The organism is Aeromonas sp. R10-1, from assembly GCF_040908465.1.
Classification (GTDB): domain Bacteria; phylum Pseudomonadota; class Gammaproteobacteria; order Enterobacterales; family Aeromonadaceae; genus Aeromonas; species Aeromonas caviae.
In genome coordinates, this window is record NZ_JBFODT010000030.1 from 21,466 (window position 1) to 37,849 (window position 16,384).

The 16,384-nt window shown below is 65.4% G+C and carries 10 protein-coding genes; 8 read left to right on the forward strand and 2 right to left on the reverse strand.

Annotated elements, in window-relative coordinates; all coding sequences use genetic code 11:
* The first annotated feature begins 3 nt into the window (after positions 1 to 3).
* Genes bcsR through bcsC form a run of 6 tightly spaced genes read left to right on the forward strand, consistent with a single transcriptional unit; the run spans position 4 to position 10,211 of the window.
* Complete coding sequence (bcsR, locus tag AB5Y93_RS15270; protein ID WP_368229754.1) at positions 4 to 228, forward strand: cellulose biosynthesis protein BcsR; 225 nt, start codon at positions 4 to 6, stop codon at positions 226 to 228.
* Entirely contained in the window at positions 225 to 887 is a 663-nt protein-coding gene (gene bcsQ / locus AB5Y93_RS15275) for a cellulose biosynthesis protein BcsQ (protein WP_368229755.1), read from the forward strand. Before bcsR ends, bcsQ begins: the two co-directional genes overlap by 4 nt.
* Positions 884 to 3,451 (forward strand): UDP-forming cellulose synthase catalytic subunit, encoded by a 2,568-nt coding sequence (bcsA, locus tag AB5Y93_RS15280; RefSeq protein ID WP_368229756.1) that lies wholly within the window; start codon positions 884 to 886, stop codon positions 3,449 to 3,451. The genes bcsQ and bcsA overlap by 4 nt, the downstream gene beginning before the upstream one ends.
* Complete coding sequence (gene bcsB, locus AB5Y93_RS15285) at positions 3,451 to 5,673, forward strand: cellulose biosynthesis cyclic di-GMP-binding regulatory protein BcsB (RefSeq protein WP_368229757.1); 2,223 nt, start codon at positions 3,451 to 3,453, stop codon at positions 5,671 to 5,673. The genes bcsA and bcsB overlap by 1 nt, the downstream gene beginning before the upstream one ends.
* A gap of 3 nt (positions 5,674 to 5,676) precedes the next feature.
* A complete protein-coding gene (bcsZ, locus tag AB5Y93_RS15290; RefSeq protein WP_368229758.1) occupies positions 5,677 to 6,786 on the forward strand; it encodes a cellulose synthase complex periplasmic endoglucanase BcsZ in 1,110 nt (369 codons plus the stop codon).
* The gene (gene bcsC / locus AB5Y93_RS15295) at positions 6,771 to 10,211 is read left to right on the forward strand and encodes a cellulose synthase complex outer membrane protein BcsC (protein WP_368229759.1); all 3,441 of its coding nucleotides are present in this window, start codon (positions 6,771 to 6,773) and stop codon (positions 10,209 to 10,211) included. The genes bcsZ and bcsC overlap by 16 nt, the downstream gene beginning before the upstream one ends.
* Before the next feature lie 28 nt (positions 10,212 to 10,239).
* Here the strand turns inward: bcsC and AB5Y93_RS15300 are convergent, their stop codons facing one another.
* Positions 10,240 to 10,515 (reverse strand): metal/formaldehyde-sensitive transcriptional repressor, encoded by a 276-nt coding sequence (locus tag AB5Y93_RS15300; RefSeq protein ID WP_041214512.1) that lies wholly within the window; start codon positions 10,513 to 10,515, stop codon positions 10,240 to 10,242.
* Positions 10,516 to 10,586: 71 nt separating this feature from the next.
* Between AB5Y93_RS15300 and dmeF the strand changes: the two genes are divergently transcribed.
* Complete coding sequence (gene dmeF / locus AB5Y93_RS15305) at positions 10,587 to 11,528, forward strand: CDF family Co(II)/Ni(II) efflux transporter DmeF (protein ID WP_103858051.1); 942 nt, start codon at positions 10,587 to 10,589, stop codon at positions 11,526 to 11,528.
* Between the two features lie 15 nt (positions 11,529 to 11,543).
* Here the strand turns inward: dmeF and AB5Y93_RS15310 are convergent, their stop codons facing one another.
* On the reverse strand, positions 11,544 to 11,945 hold the full coding sequence (locus AB5Y93_RS15310; RefSeq protein WP_041211001.1) for a hypothetical protein: 402 nt from the start codon (positions 11,943 to 11,945) through the stop codon (positions 11,544 to 11,546).
* A 261-nt stretch (positions 11,946 to 12,206) separates the two neighbouring features.
* Here AB5Y93_RS15310 and pulA point away from each other — a divergent pair, with 261 nt between their 5' ends.
* Entirely contained in the window at positions 12,207 to 16,259 is a 4,053-nt protein-coding gene (pulA, locus tag AB5Y93_RS15315) for a pullulanase-type alpha-1,6-glucosidase (protein ID WP_368229760.1), read from the forward strand.
* The last annotated feature ends 125 nt before the right edge of the window (positions 16,260 to 16,384 follow it).

Below are 16,384 nucleotides of genomic sequence, written 5' to 3' on the forward strand. Positions count from 1 at the left end.
ACGATGCGCAGCGAACGGCAATCAGACATGCAGACCCCCTTCGGCGTCCCGGTGGAGGGCACGGTGATCAATGACGTGGCCATGGTCCAGCAGGCCTTTGGTGTCAGCCTCTCCTATCAGGATATTGCCGCCAGGGAGCGGCTCGCCGCCTTGTGCGCACGCTTCCCCCTGCTGGCGGAGGTGGCAGTGAAAGGGACCGAGGGGACTGGCGAGGGGAGGTCTGCATGAAGGTGATCGCCCTGCAGGGGATCCGGGGAGGTGTGGGGACCACCGCCATCGTGGCCGGACTGGCCCAGGCTGCCCATGAGCAGGGGGCAAGGGTGCTGGCGGTGGATCTCTGCCCGGACAACCAGCTTGGCATCCACCTTGGCCTGCACCATGACGATCCGGGAGGCTGGAGCCGGCTGACCCAGCCGGCGCGGGAGTGGCGAGGAGCGCTTCACCGCCGGGAGGAGGGACTGGATCTGCTCTCCCATGGCGGGGGGGAGGGGACGTCGGCCGAGTGGCTGGCGGGGATCGATGGCTATGATCTGGTGCTGCTGGATCTCCCCCGGGGCATGGCCCCCGTCATTCCCTGCATGCGCTTGCTGGTGGTCAATGCGGATGCCAACTGCCATGTGCGGCTTCACCGCCACCTCTGGGCGGCCGATGAGCGTCTGCTGGTGACCCAGTTCTCCAGCCAGCGGGCCCTGCAGCAGGGGTTGCTGGATCTCTGGCTGGCAGGGGGGCTCCCTCTGCTCAATCTTCATCTGCACAGGGACGAAGCCATGGCGGAGGCCATGGCCGCCAAGCTGCCGGTCGGCCGCTATGCGCCCACCAGTCTGGTTGCCCACGAGCTGGCCGCCCTGGCGACCTGGTGTCTGGCAGAGGGGGAGGCGCCCCGATGAGAGTGCGGCTGCTGACGCCGGCTGCGGGCCTCTGGTGCTCGCAGCGCTATCGCGCACTGCGCGATCGGGGGGCTTCCCGCCCGGGGGCGGCCGCATTGACCCTGGGCTGGCTGCTGGCCTGGGCTCTCTTCCCCCTCGAGCGTCATGGCTGGCAATGGGTGCTGGGCCATGCCCGGGGACTCTATCCCCAGCTGACGCACCCCCGGGTGGGGGATCCCCTGCGCGTTCTGTTGCAGAGCCTCTGGATGATAGTGCGTCGCCCACAGCCCATCCCCCTGCGCTGGCCTGCCTCCTGGCAACGGCTCTGGCATATGGGTACTCAGGCTCTCGGGGCCTTCCTGGCCCGCCAGGAGGAGAAAGGGCTGGCCGCCGCCAGGGCCACGCCCCGCGAGGCACGCTGGAAGAGCGTGCTGCTCTGCGTGGTGGCCGGGAGCCTCTCCCTGCTCTGCGTCACCCAGCCGTTCACCCTGCAGGCACAACTGGTGTTCGTCCTCCTGCTGGCGGCCATGGCCTTCATCCTGCGGGCCGTGCCGGGCCGTTATCCCATGCTGATGATGATGGTGCTCTCCCTCACCATCTCCTGCCGTTACATCTGGTGGCGCTACACCTCGACCCTCGACTGGTTCGATCCCGTCAGCCTGGCCTGCGGCCTGCTGCTGCTGGCCGCCGAGACCTATGCCTGGCTGGTGCTGCTGCTCGGCTACTGGCAGACCGCATGGCCCCTGCACCGCCCCCCGGCACAACTGCCGGCGGATCCGGCCCAGTGGCCCAGCGTGGATCTGATGATCCCCACCTACAACGAGGATCTCGCCATCGTGAAGGGGACTGTCTACGCCGCCATGGGGCTTGACTGGCCCGCCGACAAGCTGACCATCTGGCTGCTTGACGACGGGGGGCGGGCGGCGTTTCGCGATTTCGCCGAGGAGGCCGGGATCCGCTATGTGGCCCGGTCGACCCATGAGCACGCCAAGGCGGGCAACATCAATCACGCCCTCAAGATGGCCACCGGTGATCTGGTCGCCATCTTCGACTGTGACCACCTGCCGACCCGCTCCTTCCTGCAGATGACGGTGGGCTGGTTCTACCGGGATCCCCGTCTGGGCGTGGTCCAGACCCCCCACCACTTCTTCTCCGCCGATCCGTTCGAGCACAACTTGCAACGGTTTCGCAAGATGCCGAACGAGGGGGCCCTCTTCTACGGCCTGGTGCAGGATGGCAACGACATGTGGGATGCCAGCTTCTTCTGCGGCTCTTGCGCCGTCATCAAGCGCACCGCCCTTGACGAGATCGGCGGCATCGCGGTGGAGACGGTCACCGAGGATGCCCATACCTCCCTGCGGCTGCACCGCCTCGGCTACACCTCGGCCTATATCCGGATCCCGCTGGCGGCGGGGCTGGCCACCGAAAGCCTCTCTGCCCACATCGGTCAGCGCATCCGGTGGGCGCGCGGCATGGTGCAGATCCTGCGTCTGGACAACCCCCTCTTCGGCAAGGGGCTCAAGCTGGGGCAGCGGCTGTGCTACTTCAATGCCATGCTGCACTTCCTCTCGGGCATACCGAGGCTCATCTTCCTGACGGCGCCGCTCGCCTTCCTTATCCTGCACGCCTACATCATCTATGCTCCGGCGGCGGCCATCGCCCTCTACATGTTGCCGCACATCTTCCACAGCGCTCTGACCAACTCCCGGTTGCAGGGCAAGGTGCGCCACTCCTTCTGGGGCGAGGTCTATGAGACGGTGCTGGCCTGGTACATCGCCAGGCCGACCACGGTGGCGCTCTTTGCACCCCACAAGGGGACGTTCAACGTGACTGCCAAGGGGGGCATGACGGAGGAGGTGTTCCTCGATCTGTCGGTCTCCCGCCCCTATCTGCTGTTGATCTTGCTCAATCTGTGCGGGTTGGGGTTCGGCCTCTGGCGCATCGGCACCGGCCCTGCCGACGAGGTGCCGACCCTGATCCTCAGCATGATCTGGACCCTCTACAACATGACCATACTGGGCGGCGCCCTGGCGGTGGCCTTCGAGTCGCGGCAGGTCCGTGCCAATCCCAGGGTGGAGATGGTGATGCCGGCGGCCATCAGGCTGGCGAACGGTCACCTCTACCCCTGTACCGTCAGGGATTACTCCAACGGGGGGGTCGGGGTACTGCTCGAGGCGCCCCTGCCCCTGGCCGACAAGGAGAGGGTCTGGTTGCTGCTGCGCCATGACCAGCGGGAGCAGGCGTTCGCCGCCAAGGTGCAGCGAGTGTTCGGCTGCAAGCTGGGACTGGAGCTGGAGCCCATGGCGCAGGCACAGCATGTCGAGTTCATCCAGTGCACCTTCGCCCGGGCCGATACCTGGTCCCTGTGGCAGCAGCGTCTGGGCAAGGATCGCCCCCTCCACAGCCTGATCGACATTACCCTGCTCGGCTGGGGAGCTTACTGGCGTCTGGCCCGTACCTCACCCATCGGCTTTGTTTGTATCCTCCTCGAGAAGCTGGCTCGCTGGCTCCTCTCTTTCGTTCCCCGTCGCGTCTCCCCAGATTTCCGGGCCGGGACTCCGACCTCACAGACAGTGAAAGGATGATGAAACCACAACGCTACCTTATTCCTCTCCTGCTGATGGCGCAGGGTGCGACCGCCGCCGAGGCCGTCGGCCCCCTGCCGCCCGTTCCCGCTCCGGTGCGCACCCAGGGGATGAGCTTTGAACAGATGGCGTCATCGCCAGGCACCCTCTCCCTGCGCGGCAATGCGCCAGACGGACTGGCCGACTTCACCGTGCGGCGGGACGAGGTGGTGACCCGGGCCACCCTGGACCTGAACTTCACGCCATCGCCCTCCCTGCTGCCGCTCATCTCCCAGGTCAAGGTCTATCTCAATGACGAGCTGATGGGGGTGACGGCCCTCAACCAGGATCAGATGGGGACGATGACCCATGCCAGCATCGAGCTGGATCCCCGCTATGCCAAGGATTTCAACCGCCTCAAGGTGAGCTTCGTCGGCCACTATCGGAAAGTGTGCGAGAACCCGGCGAGCGATACCCTCTGGCTCAACGTCAACCGGGACAGCAAGCTGACCCTGCAGTTGCAGACCCTGCCGGTGCGCAACGAGCTCTCCTTCTTCCCCATGCCGTTCCTCGACGTGCGGGACAATGGCAAGCTGACTCTGCCCATGGTGTTCACGGGCTCAGTGCCCCCGGAGCAGCAGCAGGCGGCGGCGGTGCTGGCCTCCTGGTTCGGCACCAGGGCCCAGTGGCGGGGCCAGCATTTCCCGGTGCTCATCAACCAGTTGCCGGATCGCAACGCCGTGATCTTTGCCACCAATGACGCGCGCCCCGATTTCCTGGTGGACTATCCCGAGGTGAAGGGGCCCACCATCGACATGATCAGCTCCCCCGACAACCCCTATGTGAAGCTGCTGCTGATCCTGGGGCGGGATCGGCAGGATCTGCTGACGGCGGTGCAGGGGCTGGCGCGAGGCGATGTCATGCTGCGTGGCCAGAGCGTCATGGTGGACGAGGTGAAGCCGCTCTCCCCGCGTCAACCCTACGACGCCCCGAACTGGGTGCGACTGGATCGCAAGATGCGCTTTGACGAGCTCACGGAGTACCCGGGCCAGTTGCAGGCAACGGGGCGCACGCTGTGGCCCATGAGCCTGACGCTGCGCCTGCCGCCGGATCTCTATCTGCTGGGGGAGAACGGCATCAGGACGGAGCTGAAGTATCACCACACCTCGCCCACCCTGCGCGACGGTTCCCGGCTGGATGTGGCGGTCAACGGCCAGCTTATGAAGTCGTTCACGCTCGAGCCCGGCGAGATCAAGAGTGAGCGGTTGCTGACCCTGCCGCTCTGGTTTGCCGACGACGGCGACACCATGGCGCTGCGCATGCCCGGGCTCAAGACCACCCAGGCCAACAGCCTGAGCTTCTCGTTCGAGTATGCCCAGCAATACATGGGAGGGACGGAGGATGGCCGTTGCGATCTGGTGATGCCGCCTGCCCATCAGGTGCGCATTGACGAGGGCTCCACCATCGACTTCACCGGCTATCGCCACTTCATCGAGATGCCCGACCTCAAGGCGTTCGCCTATGCCGGCTTCCCGTTCAGCCGGATGGCGGATCTCGCCGACACCCAGATTGTCATGCCGGCCAGACCCCATCCCGGGCAGATCACCACCTTGCTCGATGCCGTCGGTGCCATCGGGGCCGAGACCGGGTATCCGGCGCTCTCCCTGCAGGTTCTGGACGACTGGGAGCGGGCGCGCACCGCGGATCGGGATACCCTGCTCATCGGCATCCTGCCGGAGGAGTTTCGAGGGGATCTGGCTCCCGACGCCCTGCTGCAATCCACGCGCAGCTGGGTCAACGAGCCAACCCGCCAGCACAAGGGGGATCTGCTGCACACCATGGCCGATCGCCAGCCCCAGGCCCGGGTGGGCATGACGGGCAACCGGGCCATCGCCGTCATCCTGGGGCTGCAATCGCCGACCCATGATCAGCGCAGCCTGGTGGCCTTGCTGGCGGATGGACCGGCGGGGGTCACATTGCTCAATGATGCCCTGCAGACCCGGACCCTGCGCGATCAGGTGGCAGGCTCGGTGGCCATCATCCGGGAATCCGGGGTGAAGAGCCTGGTGGTGGGGGATCGCTACGAGGTGGGCTACCTGCCGTGGTGGGAGCGTCTCTGGCAACTGTTTGCCCGTTATCCGGTGCGTCTTGCCGGGCTGACCCTGCTCTGCATGCTGGTACTGGGCTGGGGCCTGCGGGTGCTGCTTGCCAGTGCCAGCCGCCGCCGTCTGAAGGAAGATTAAGAGATGACTCAGATGAAAAATGTCTGTGGTGCCCTGCTCCTCTGGGCCCTTTGTTCCCTCCCGGCGCAGGCCGTCTGCCACTGGCCGGAGTGGGATCACTTTCGCCAGCACTACATCAGCGAAGAGGGCAGGGTCATCGACCCTGCCGACGGGCGCCGCATCACCACCTCGGAAGGCCAGAGCTATGCCCTCTTCTTCGCCCTGGTCAACGATGACAGGGAGACCTTTGCCCGCCTGCTCGACTGGACGGAGCGGCAGCTCGCCCGCGGGGATCTGACCGGCTTCCTGCCATCCTGGCTCTGGGGCAGGCAGCAGGACGACAACTGGGGCGTGCTGGACGCGAACAGCGCGTCCGATTCGGATCTCTGGATAGCCTACAGCCTGCTGGAGGCAGGTCGCCTGTGGGACAACCACAGCTACTCTGCCCTCGGCACCCTGTTGCTGCGCCGCATCGCCCGGGAAGAGGTCGCCACGCTGCCGGGTCTCGGCCCCGTGTTGCTGCCCGGGGCGAAAGGCTATGAGGGGGAGGGACGCTGGACCCTCAATCCCAGCTATCTGCCTCCACAACTGCTGGCCAGATTCGCCTCCTTCCAGGGGCCCTGGGGGGAGATGCGGGCCCTCTTGCCCAAGCTGTTGCAGGAGAGTGCGCCCCGTGGCTTTGCCCCGGACTGGGTGGACTGGCAGGCCGACAAGGGATGGCAGGTGACGGCGGACAAGGGCGACACCGGTGGCTATGACGCCATCCGCGTCTATCTCTGGCTCGGCATGTTGAGCGAGGAGGATCCCGCCAGGGCTTCCCTGGTGGCCCATTTTGCCCCCATGCTGGCGCAGCTGACCGAATCGGGTCAGCTTCCCGAGCGGGTCTCCAGCCAAAGTGGTCAGGTTCAGGGCAAGGGCCCGAGCGGCTTTGCCGCCGCCCTTCTGCCCCTGTCACGGGGCTTGCCGGCGCAGGTCACCTTGCGCAAGCAGGTCTCCGATCACGGGCTGGATGCGAATGCCTACTACGGCAGCGTGCTGACCCTGTTCGGCGCAGGCTGGGATCAGGGGCGTTATCGCTTTGCCGCCGACGGTACCCTGCAGCCGGATTGGAGCGAGTCATGTCAGGCAGAGTGACCCTGGGGTGCCTGCTCGCCTGCCTGATGAGCGGAGCCCTGGCGCAAGGGACGGTACAGCCGGTGGCCTGGTTGCTGGAGCAGGTCAGGATTGGCGAGGCCCGTGGGCGGGAAGATCTCGTCAGCAACAGCCTCTATTCCCTCTCCCTGGTGGAGCCCGATCATCCGGAGCTGCTGGCAGCCCAGGCCCGTCAGGCCCTGCGCCAGGGCAAGGTCAAGGAGGCCGGGACACTGCTGGCCCGCCTTGGCAAGCAAGACCCCGACTCTGCGCTCTATCGTCAGGGCATGGCCAACCTGGCCCTGAACGAACCGGCCAGGCGCCAGCAACTGCAACAAGCCAGGCTGCTGACCAGCGCCGGCAGGCTGGAGGAGGCCGAGCGTCTTTATCGCTCCCTGTTCTCCGGTGATTTGCCCCCCAATCTCGACGTGGCGGTGGATTATGCCCTGTTGCAGACACGGATCCCGGCCATGAAGGCAAAGGGGCTGGCGGCCCTGGAGGCACTCAACCGGCAATATCCGGGTGAGCCCAGAGTGCGGGGCGGGCTGGCTCGCCTCTATCTGGCGGAGGGTCGGCGTCAGGGGGCGCAGAACCTGTTGCGCGAGATGGCGCGAGACCCCTATCAGCGGGACGAGGCCGCCGAGATCTGGCTCGCGGACATCGAATCCCTGCCCATCGGTCCCGGGAGCATCGCTGCCTTGCAGGAGTACATGGTGCTCTTTGGCGAAGGGGATACCACCAAGGCGGAACAGCTGCTCGCGGCCCAGGAGGAGAAGTGGGCCTCGCCCGCCTATCGTGCACGCCAGTCGGCGCTCGCAAGCACGGCGGGAGGTGGTGCCTCCATCTCCCGCTTGCAGCGTGCCCTGGCTGCCAACCCGGGGGATCCCGAACTCATGGGGGCCCTCGGGCAGGCCTACTCCCGCAACGATCAGCGAGCGCTGGCCATCGCCCAGTTTGAACGGGTGCTGGCACACCCCGAGGTGACCGACAAGGACAAATGGCGCAGCCTGCTGGCCACCAACCGCTACTGGCTGCTGGTGAGCCAGGGGCGCAGCGCCCTGGAACGGGAGCAGTGGGATGAGGCGGCGACCCTGTATCGCCGTGCCATCGCCCAGGATGGGCGTGAGCCCGAAGCTTGGCTGGGGCTCGGAGACAGCGAGCGTGGCCGCCATCGCGATGCCGACGCGGAGTCCGCCTACCGCAAGGCGCTCGCTATGGGGAACGCGCGGGAGCGGGCACTGGCCCGCCTGTTCGATCTCTACAAGGAGCAGGATCCGGCGCGTGCTCTGGCCCTGCTGGAGCAGCAGGGCCCCCCCGGGATGCAGGCCGAAGGGCGGCGGCTCAAGGCCGGGCTGTTGCAGGAGGAGGCCGATCAGCTCGATCGGGCCGGCAAGGTGGCGGCGGCGCTGCGCCTTCGCGAGCAGGCACTCGCGCTGACCCCGGAAGAGGTGTGGCTGGCCTATCGAGTGGCCGATACCCGGGCCCGCCTCGGGGAAGCCGGTAGCGGGGAGCGGCTCTTGCGGGAACGGCTGGCGGCGCACCCGCAGGATGCCACCCTGCGCTACGCCACCGCCCTCTATCTCTCGGGGCAGGACAAGATGGTGGAGGCGAGATGGGTGCTGGCCGCCATCCCTAGGTCCGGCTGGACACAGGACATGGATGCGCTGGATCAGCGCCTCGCCCGTGACGAGGTGCTCGCCAGGGCGAGGGCGCGTCACGAGGCCGGGGATGATGAGGGGGCCGAACGCCTGCTTCAGCCGTTGCAGCCGGATGAAGAGGTAAGCCTGATGCAGGCGGAGTGGGCCACGGATCGGGGGGCCTATGCACTGGCGGAGCAGCGCTATCAGGAGGTGCTTGCCCGCACGCCGCAACAGCCCGAGGCCAGGCTTGGCATGGCCGAACTGGCCCAGGCCAGGGGCGATCTGGCAAAGGCCCGTCACTGGCTGCCCGCCTGGCCGGTCAGCCCGCTGCCCCCGGAGGGGGCCAACTACTACCGCCGGGTAGCCAATCTCTATCAGGCGCTGGGAGAGGGCGAGACAGCCCGCGCCATCTTCACCGACTACGAACCCCTGGTGGCGATGCAACCAGCCTCCCAGCAGACGGCGCTGTTCTGGCGCGATGCCGCCCGCCAGCGCGTTGCCGAGCATGATGTGGAAGGGGCTCTGGTGCGGGATCGCAAGGGGCTGGCGGCCGCAGGTCTGGCCCCCCGCGAGGATCTGGAGGGGGGCGAGCTGACCCGGCTGGCCCGTAGTCAGGATGGGGAGGGATGGCTGGCATCCGGCCTGCGCAGCGATCTTGACAGACATTACCGGCAGAGTCAGACCACCTTCTCCCTCGACAGCGATTACTGGGGCTCCAGCGGTACCGGGGGCTACTCGGATCTGCGGGCGCTGACCCAGATGGCGCAACTGGATACGCCGCTGGCCGGTGGTACCGCCTTCGGCCGCCTTGAACTGGTCGACATGGATGCCGGAGATCTGCCGGACTCCCCTTACCGGGCGCAGTTCGGTACCTGTGCGGCCAGGGACTGCCGCGGGGACGCGCACCAGCAGAGCCGGGGGACCACCCTGGCGGCAGGCTGGCAGCGGGGGGCCTGGGCGTTCGATCTGGGGACCACGCCCCTCGGTTTCGAGGTGGTGGACTGGGTTGGTGGCGCCACCTTGACCGGTGACTGGCACACGCTGGGGTGGGGGATGACCCTCTCGCGTCGGCCCGTCAGCAGCTCGCTGCTCTCCTATGGGGGAACGGTGGATCCGGGCACGGGCATCAGCTGGGGCGGGGTGCGGGCGAACGGGATCCGCCTCGATCTCAGCCGGGATCTGGGAGGGGCCGTCGGGTTCTGGGGCAGCGCCCAGCAGCATCTGCTGACCGGCAAGAACGTGCCCGACAACTGGCGCACCCGGCTGATGGGGGGCGGCTACTACAAGCTGGTCAACGAGACCCATCGCCGTGCCAGCGTGGGGCTCAGCACCATGCTGTGGCACTACCAGCAGGATCTGGGGGGCTATACCCTGGGACAGGGGGGTTATTACAGCCCGCAGGGGTACTTCTCGCTCTCGGTGCCGGTGAGCTACCGGCAGCGTACCCCGGACTGGTCGTGGGAGCTGGGCGGATCGGGCTCCTGGTCCTACGCCCGCACCGACGACAGTCGCCGCTACCCGCTGGAAGGCTTGTTGCCAAGCGGTTTGCCAGACAGAAATGCGCCTGTGAAAGGGGGCAGTAGCAGTGGATTCGGCTACACCCTGAATGGCGTGGTGGAACACAGGCTGACGGAGCACTGGCGCATCGGTGGCCGGGTGGACATCCAGCAGGCGGATGACTATGCCCCCAGCCATGTCACCCTGTTCCTGCGCTACACCTTCAAGCCCTGGCAAGGGGATCTCGACATGCCACCAAGGCCTCTCACCCCCTACGCGGACTTCGACTGACAGGGGCGCCCGTCATCACCGGACGCCCTTATTTCAGATAGGAGCGCAGTACCCTCACCACCTGATCCAGATCCTCCAGCCGCTCGGCATGGGTCGCCTCCTCGGCGCCAAGATGCTCGCGCATGTGCCCCTCCAGTACCTCCAGCATCAGGCCGTTGACGGCGCCGCGGATGGCGGCGATCTGCTGCAGGATGGCGGCGCAGTCTGTTTCCTGTTCCAGGGCGCTCTCCAGGGCGCCGGTCTGCCCCTTGATGCGCCTGACCCGTGCCAGCAGCTTCTTCTTGTCGTGAACCGTGTGTGACATCCAGGATCCTCTCGATCAATAAAACTATACTGGGGTATAGTATATGGCATCCTCGTTTTCAGGAGAAATCCATGTCATCCCTCGCCTCATCCCACTGCCACCACCCCGTCGTCCACGAAGGGAATCCCCTGGCCGAACAGAAGACCCGCTGGGCCGTGCTGCTCACCGTCGTCATGATGGTGGCGGAGATCGGTGGCGGCTGGTTCTACAACTCCATGGCGCTGCTGGCCGACGGTTGGCACATGAGCTCCCATGCCCTGGCCCTCGGCCTCTCGGTGCTGGCCTATCGCGCTGCCCGCCACTTCGCGCGGGATCACAGGTTCAGCTTCGGTACCTGGAAGATAGAGGTGCTGGGGGGCTTCAGTAGCGCCCTGCTGCTGGTGGGGGTGGCGGGGTTGATGCTGTTCGAGTCGGTGGCCAGGTTGCTGGACCCCAGCCCCATCCATTATCAGCAGGCGATCGGCATTGCCCTGCTGGGCCTGCTGGTGAATCTGGCCTGTGCCTGGCTGCTCAGGGACGATCACGGCCATCACCATGGTCACGACCACCATCACGGTCATCACGACCACTCGCACGATCACCACCACGGCCATCAGGATCTCAACCTGCGCGCCGCCTACCTCCACGTGCTGGCGGACGCGGCTACCTCGGTGTTGGCGATTCTGGCGTTGGTGGGAGGCATGTTGTGGGGGGCGGACTGGCTGGATCCCCTGATGGGCATCGCCGGGGCCGTGCTGGTGGCGGTGTGGGCCAGGGGGCTGCTGCGTGATACCGGGCGCGTCTTGCTGGATGCGGAGATGGATGCGCCCCTGGTGGACGAGATCCGCGAGGTGATCGCCGAGCTGCCTGGCGCCGAGATCCGCGATCTGCACGTCTGGCGGGTGGGGCAGATGCAGTATGCCGCCGCGATGTCGTTGCAGATGGCGACCCCGGTCCCGGCACAGGCGATCCGCGAGCGCCTCGCCATCCACGAGGAGCTGGTGCACCTGACCATCGAAGTGTCTGCCGACTGACGCCCCTGGCGGGTGTCAGCGGGGAGGCTCGCTCCCCTGATCCTGCCAGAGGGAGCCCAGCATCAGCCTCAGCAGCAGTCCCGGCGGGTCGTCGAGCAGGCGGCCCGGCTCCAGCAGCAGGTGGCCGTCGGCATGAAAGCCCAGGCTGGCGTGAACCTTGCCTTCCTCGCCACACACCTGGAGGAGGCCGTTCAGGGAACCCCCCTCGCCGGGTTGACAGCGCAGCCGCAGCTCCCGTGGTTCCCCCAGCAAGGTGAAGGCGCGGGCGAGGGGCGGGCTCTCTTCATAATCCGGCCAGTTGAAGAAGTGATAGCGTTCGGCGAGCACGCCGGCCTGCTGGCAGAACTGATCGAACAACTGGGCAATACCCTGATACTCCTGGTCCAGCCGCCTGGCCTGCTCCTCAATCCGTTTCATCACCCAGTCCCCTCTATCCATTTGATTGGACATTGATTTCGTCACTCGCTCCCCTCTTTCCGCTGGTATGGGCCGAAAGCGGTGCCAGGTCTGTGAGCGCGATCGAGTTTTCGTTATGAAAACGTTATCTTGTTGATGCGGATTGGTTTTTTTTGCCCATCCGCTCACATTTACGGCAATTCCTGCTGATTAATATGGCACCGCTCGGCAATGACCGGGTACTCGGATATCGAGACTAACTACAGCGGGAATTATAAAAAAATGGATATGAAAAAGACCAAAGTGGCGCTGGTAACAGCCTCACTGCTCGCGCTTTTGTCAGGCTGTAACGACAACAGTTCTTCTGCTCCTGCCCCTCAGGATGAGCCCGTCGCTCGTCTTCCCAACGTCCAGCCCCCGGCCGAACTGCTGACGGCCGGCCCCGACGAAGCGGTCATCGCCCTGGTGGATACCCAGACCAGCGCGGCGCGCGGTGTCACCGGCCCGTTCGCCAGCCACAGCCTGCACCTGTGGAACAACGACGCCTGCAACTCGACCTCGGAGGGCGGCCTCAACACCGGTTGGGATGACAAGAGCAAGACGCCGTCCGCGGCGGACAGTTTTGGTCCGGCCTGGGTCGTGCCGCTCTCCAAGATGGAAGGCTGCATCAACTTCATCGCCCGCAACGGCGATCTCGCGAACCTGACCGGCAGCGACATGAAGGTGGTCTTCAGTGATCACCCGGATCGCACCGTGGCCATCGTCGCCGGCAAGAACGAGATCTTCGGCAGCCGGGCGGAAGCCTTCACCGCCGCCTTCGGCGTGGCGGGGGCCAGTGCCCATCTCATCGACGACAACACCCTGATTTGGCAAGGGGGCAAGGACAAGCCCTATGTGCGCCTCTACTACACAGAGTCAGGCACCATCACCGCAAACAGCGAGGGTGTATTCGATTTCCCCTACCTCAAGCTGACCCCGACCAGCCTGACCGAAGAGCAGCAGGCCAAATACCCGCACCTCAAGGATGCCGCCGCCTTCGCCCTGCCTGCGGGGAAAGATCTCAAGCCCCTGCTCAAGGGTGAGCTGGTCGCCATCGGGACCGATGCGGACGGTATCCTGCAGGGGGCGACCCTGGTGCAGAGTGCCGGTGCCCTCGATGCCCTTTACAGCGAAGCGGCCACCAAGCTGGCCTACGGCGCCGTGGTGGAGGGGGGCAATGTCACCTTCCGGCTCTGGGCTCCGACCGCCAAGTCGGTCAAGCTGGCGCTGTTCGACGAGCAGCACAAGTCGCTTGGCGAGCGCGCCATGACCCTGGACGAGGCCAGCGGCAGCTGGAGCGTGCAGGGGGGCAGCGATCTTGTCGGCAAATACTACCGCTACGATATCCAGGTCTATCACCCGGTCAGCCGCAAGCTGGAATCCTATCAGGTGACCGACCCCTACTCCCTGAGCCTGGCGATGAACTCCGAGTTCAGCCAGGTGGTGGATCTCGACGATCCGGCCCTCAAGCCGGAAGGCTGGGACAGCCTGAAGGCGCCCCACAGCCAGAAGAACCCCGCCGACATCACCATCTATGAGGCCCACGTCCGGGATCTGACCGGCAACGACGAGTCGACGCCGGTGGATCACCGCGGCAAGTTCCTCGGGCTGACCGACAGCGACAGCGTGCCCGTCACCCACCTGAAATCCCTGGCCAAGAGCGGCGTCAGCCACCTGCACCTGCTGCCGGTGTTCGACATCGCCACCGTCAACGAGGATCCGGCCAAGGTGGCCAACATCGGTGATGACTTCAGCAAGCTGTGCGAGGTCAATCCCGAGGTCAAGAACTCCAGGTTTGCCAGCCACTGTGGTGGCGGCGAGACCATCGAAGCCGTGCTCGGTGATCTGCAAGCCAGCGACAGCAAGGAAAGCCCCGTAGTGCAGGAGCTGTACGGCTACCTGCGCGGGGTGGACTCCTTCAACTGGGGCTATGACCCCTACCACTACACCACCCCGGAAGGCTCCTACGCCACCAATGCGGAGGGGACGACCCGGATCAAGGAGTTCCGCGAGATGGTGCAGGCCATCAAGCAGAACATCGGCATGAACGTGGTGATGGACGTGGTCTACAACCACACCAACGAAGCGGGTCTCGGTTCCAAATCCGTGCTCGACAAGATTGTGCCCTGGTACTACCAGCGCCTCAATCCGGAGACCGGTTCGGTGGAAAACTCCACCTGCTGCTCCAACACGGCGCCGGAACACGCCATGTTCGCCAAGCTGATGGATGACTCTCTGGTCACCTGGGCGCGGGACTACAAGATCGATGCCTTCCGCTTCGACCTCATGGGCCATCACCCGAAAGATCAGATGGTGCAGGCCCTGGCCGAGGTGAAGAAGGTCAATCCGGACATGTACTTCTACGGCGAGGGGTGGAACTTCGGCGAGGTACAGGATGACAAGCGCTTCGTACAGGCGACCCAGAAGCACCTGGCCGGTACCGGCATCGGCTCCTTCTCCGACCGGCTGCGTGATGCGGTGCGCGGCGGCAGCCCGTTCGACGGCGGCGAAGCCATTCGCAAGACCCAGGGCTTTGGCAACGGCGCCCTGGTGGATGCCAACGAGCTGGACGGCGTCGATCTCGCCACCGCCCTGCATCAGTCCGATCTGGTGCGCCTCGGCATGGCGGGCAACCTCAAGGAGTTCGTGCTGACCGACAAGGACGGCATACCGAAGAAAGGCTCCGACATCGACTACAACGGTCAACCGGCGGGCTATGCCCAGGATCCGACCGAAATCCAGAACTATGTCGACAAGCACGACAACCAGACTCTGTTCGACAACCTGGTGTACAAGGCACCCGCCGGGGCCGACCTGGTGCGGATGCAGGGGGTCTCTCTGGCGACCGCCATGCTGGGTCAGGGCATTCCCTTCACCCACGCGGGTGTCGAACTGCTGCGCTCCAAGTCCATGGAGCGGGACAGCTACGACTCCGGTGACTGGTACAACCGGGTCGATTACACCCTTGGCGACAACAACTTCGACAAGGGCTTGCCGCGCAAGGACAAGGACGAGGCCAACTACGAGCTGATCGAGCAGGTGCTCGGCCAGCACGCCAAGCCGGGTTCGGCCGAGATGCATCAGATGGTGAACTTCTACCAGGAGCTCTCCGAACTGCGTCAATCCTCTCGTCTGCTGCGTCTTGGCAGCGGCGCCGAGGTGATCAAGCGGGTCGACTTCCGCAACACCGGCCCTGAGCAGATCCCGGGTCTCATCGTGATGAGCGTGGATGACGGGGTGGGCGCCGGTGCGGATCTGGATCCGGCCATCGACGGCCTGGTGGTGATGATCAACGCCACCAATCAGCCCCAGAGCATCGGCGATTTCCGTGACGGCAAGGATCAGCCCATCGATCTGACCGGCATGGTCCTGAGCGGTGCCCACCGTGACTCCGACAGCATCGCCAGCGGTGCGGCCAATGACAGCGGTCAGCTGACCCTTGGCGCCTGGTCGGCGGCGGTGTTCGTCAAGCCGCAGAGCGGTGCCCAGGGCGCGGGGCTGCCGGTGAGCAAGAAGACGGATCTGAGCACCTTGCCTCCCTTCGGTGACACCGAGGTGTTCGTGCGCGGTTTCCTGAATCAGTGGGATCCGGTCAACAAGATGAACTTCAGTGGCAACTTCACCTATGAGTTCACCACCGAGGTGACGGCGGATCAGCTGGGGTCGACCCAGGTGAAGATCGCTGGCAACGAGTGGAGCGGACCCGTCAATTACGGCAAGTGCAGCGATACCGACCAGCTTGCGACCGGCCAGGTCAATACGCTCTGTGCCAATGGCGGGGATCTGCCGTTCAACGTGGAGAAGGCTGGCACCTACAAGTTTGTCTTCACCGCCATGAACAAGGACAAGCCCACCCTGAGCATCAGCTACACCGAACCGGCGCAGAGCTGCAAGGTGCTGGATACCGTCGCGGGCAATCCGCTTGGCTTCCCGCTCTATGTGCGCGGCAGTCTGAGCGACTGGAACGCCCAGCCGGCCTACCAGCTGAGCTACAAGGGGATGGAAGGCAACCTCGCCATCTATCAGGCCGCCTTCAACTACGCGGGCAGCTTTGACTTCAAGTTTGCCAACGACGATGGCAACTGGAGCAAGCAGTTCTTCGTGAAGGATGCCGGTGGCACCCTGATCGCACTGGAGCCCGAGCAGGTTTACCCGCTCCAGCACGGCGACGGTGGCATGGGCAACAACAGCATCACGCTGGAACAGGGTCTGTGGAGCTTCCTGGTGAAGGTTGACCCGACCCAGACTTCCGGCGAGGTGGGCAGCGTCATCATCCAGGAGTGCAGCGCCAAGTAAGTCTTTCCCATCGAGCCTGGGGCTGGCTCGGCAGCCCCGGGTTGAATTCCGCCTCGCCAAGGGCGGGATAACACCGAGAGAGTAAGCAAAGCGCGACTGCCGACCGGCAGCCGCGCTTTTTCTTT

Coding starts and splice junctions, on each gene's coding strand:
- bcsR (WP_368229754.1), top strand. CDS start 4: ATGCGCAGCGAACGGCAATCAGACATGCAGACCCCCTTCGGCGTCCCG.
- bcsQ (WP_368229755.1), top strand. CDS start 225: ATGAAGGTGATCGCCCTGCAGGGGATCCGGGGAGGTGTGGGGACCACC.
- bcsA (WP_368229756.1), top strand. CDS start 884: ATGAGAGTGCGGCTGCTGACGCCGGCTGCGGGCCTCTGGTGCTCGCAG.
- bcsB (WP_368229757.1), top strand. CDS start 3,451: ATGAAACCACAACGCTACCTTATTCCTCTCCTGCTGATGGCGCAGGGT.
- bcsZ (WP_368229758.1), top strand. CDS start 5,677: ATGACTCAGATGAAAAATGTCTGTGGTGCCCTGCTCCTCTGGGCCCTT.
- bcsC (WP_368229759.1), top strand. CDS start 6,771: ATGTCAGGCAGAGTGACCCTGGGGTGCCTGCTCGCCTGCCTGATGAGC.
- AB5Y93_RS15300 (WP_041214512.1), bottom strand. CDS start 10,515: ATGTCACACACGGTTCACGACAAGAAGAAGCTGCTGGCACGGGTCAGG.
- dmeF (WP_103858051.1), top strand. CDS start 10,587: ATGTCATCCCTCGCCTCATCCCACTGCCACCACCCCGTCGTCCACGAA.
- AB5Y93_RS15310 (WP_041211001.1), bottom strand. CDS start 11,945: ATGAAACGGATTGAGGAGCAGGCCAGGCGGCTGGACCAGGAGTATCAG.
- pulA (WP_368229760.1), top strand. CDS start 12,207: ATGGATATGAAAAAGACCAAAGTGGCGCTGGTAACAGCCTCACTGCTC.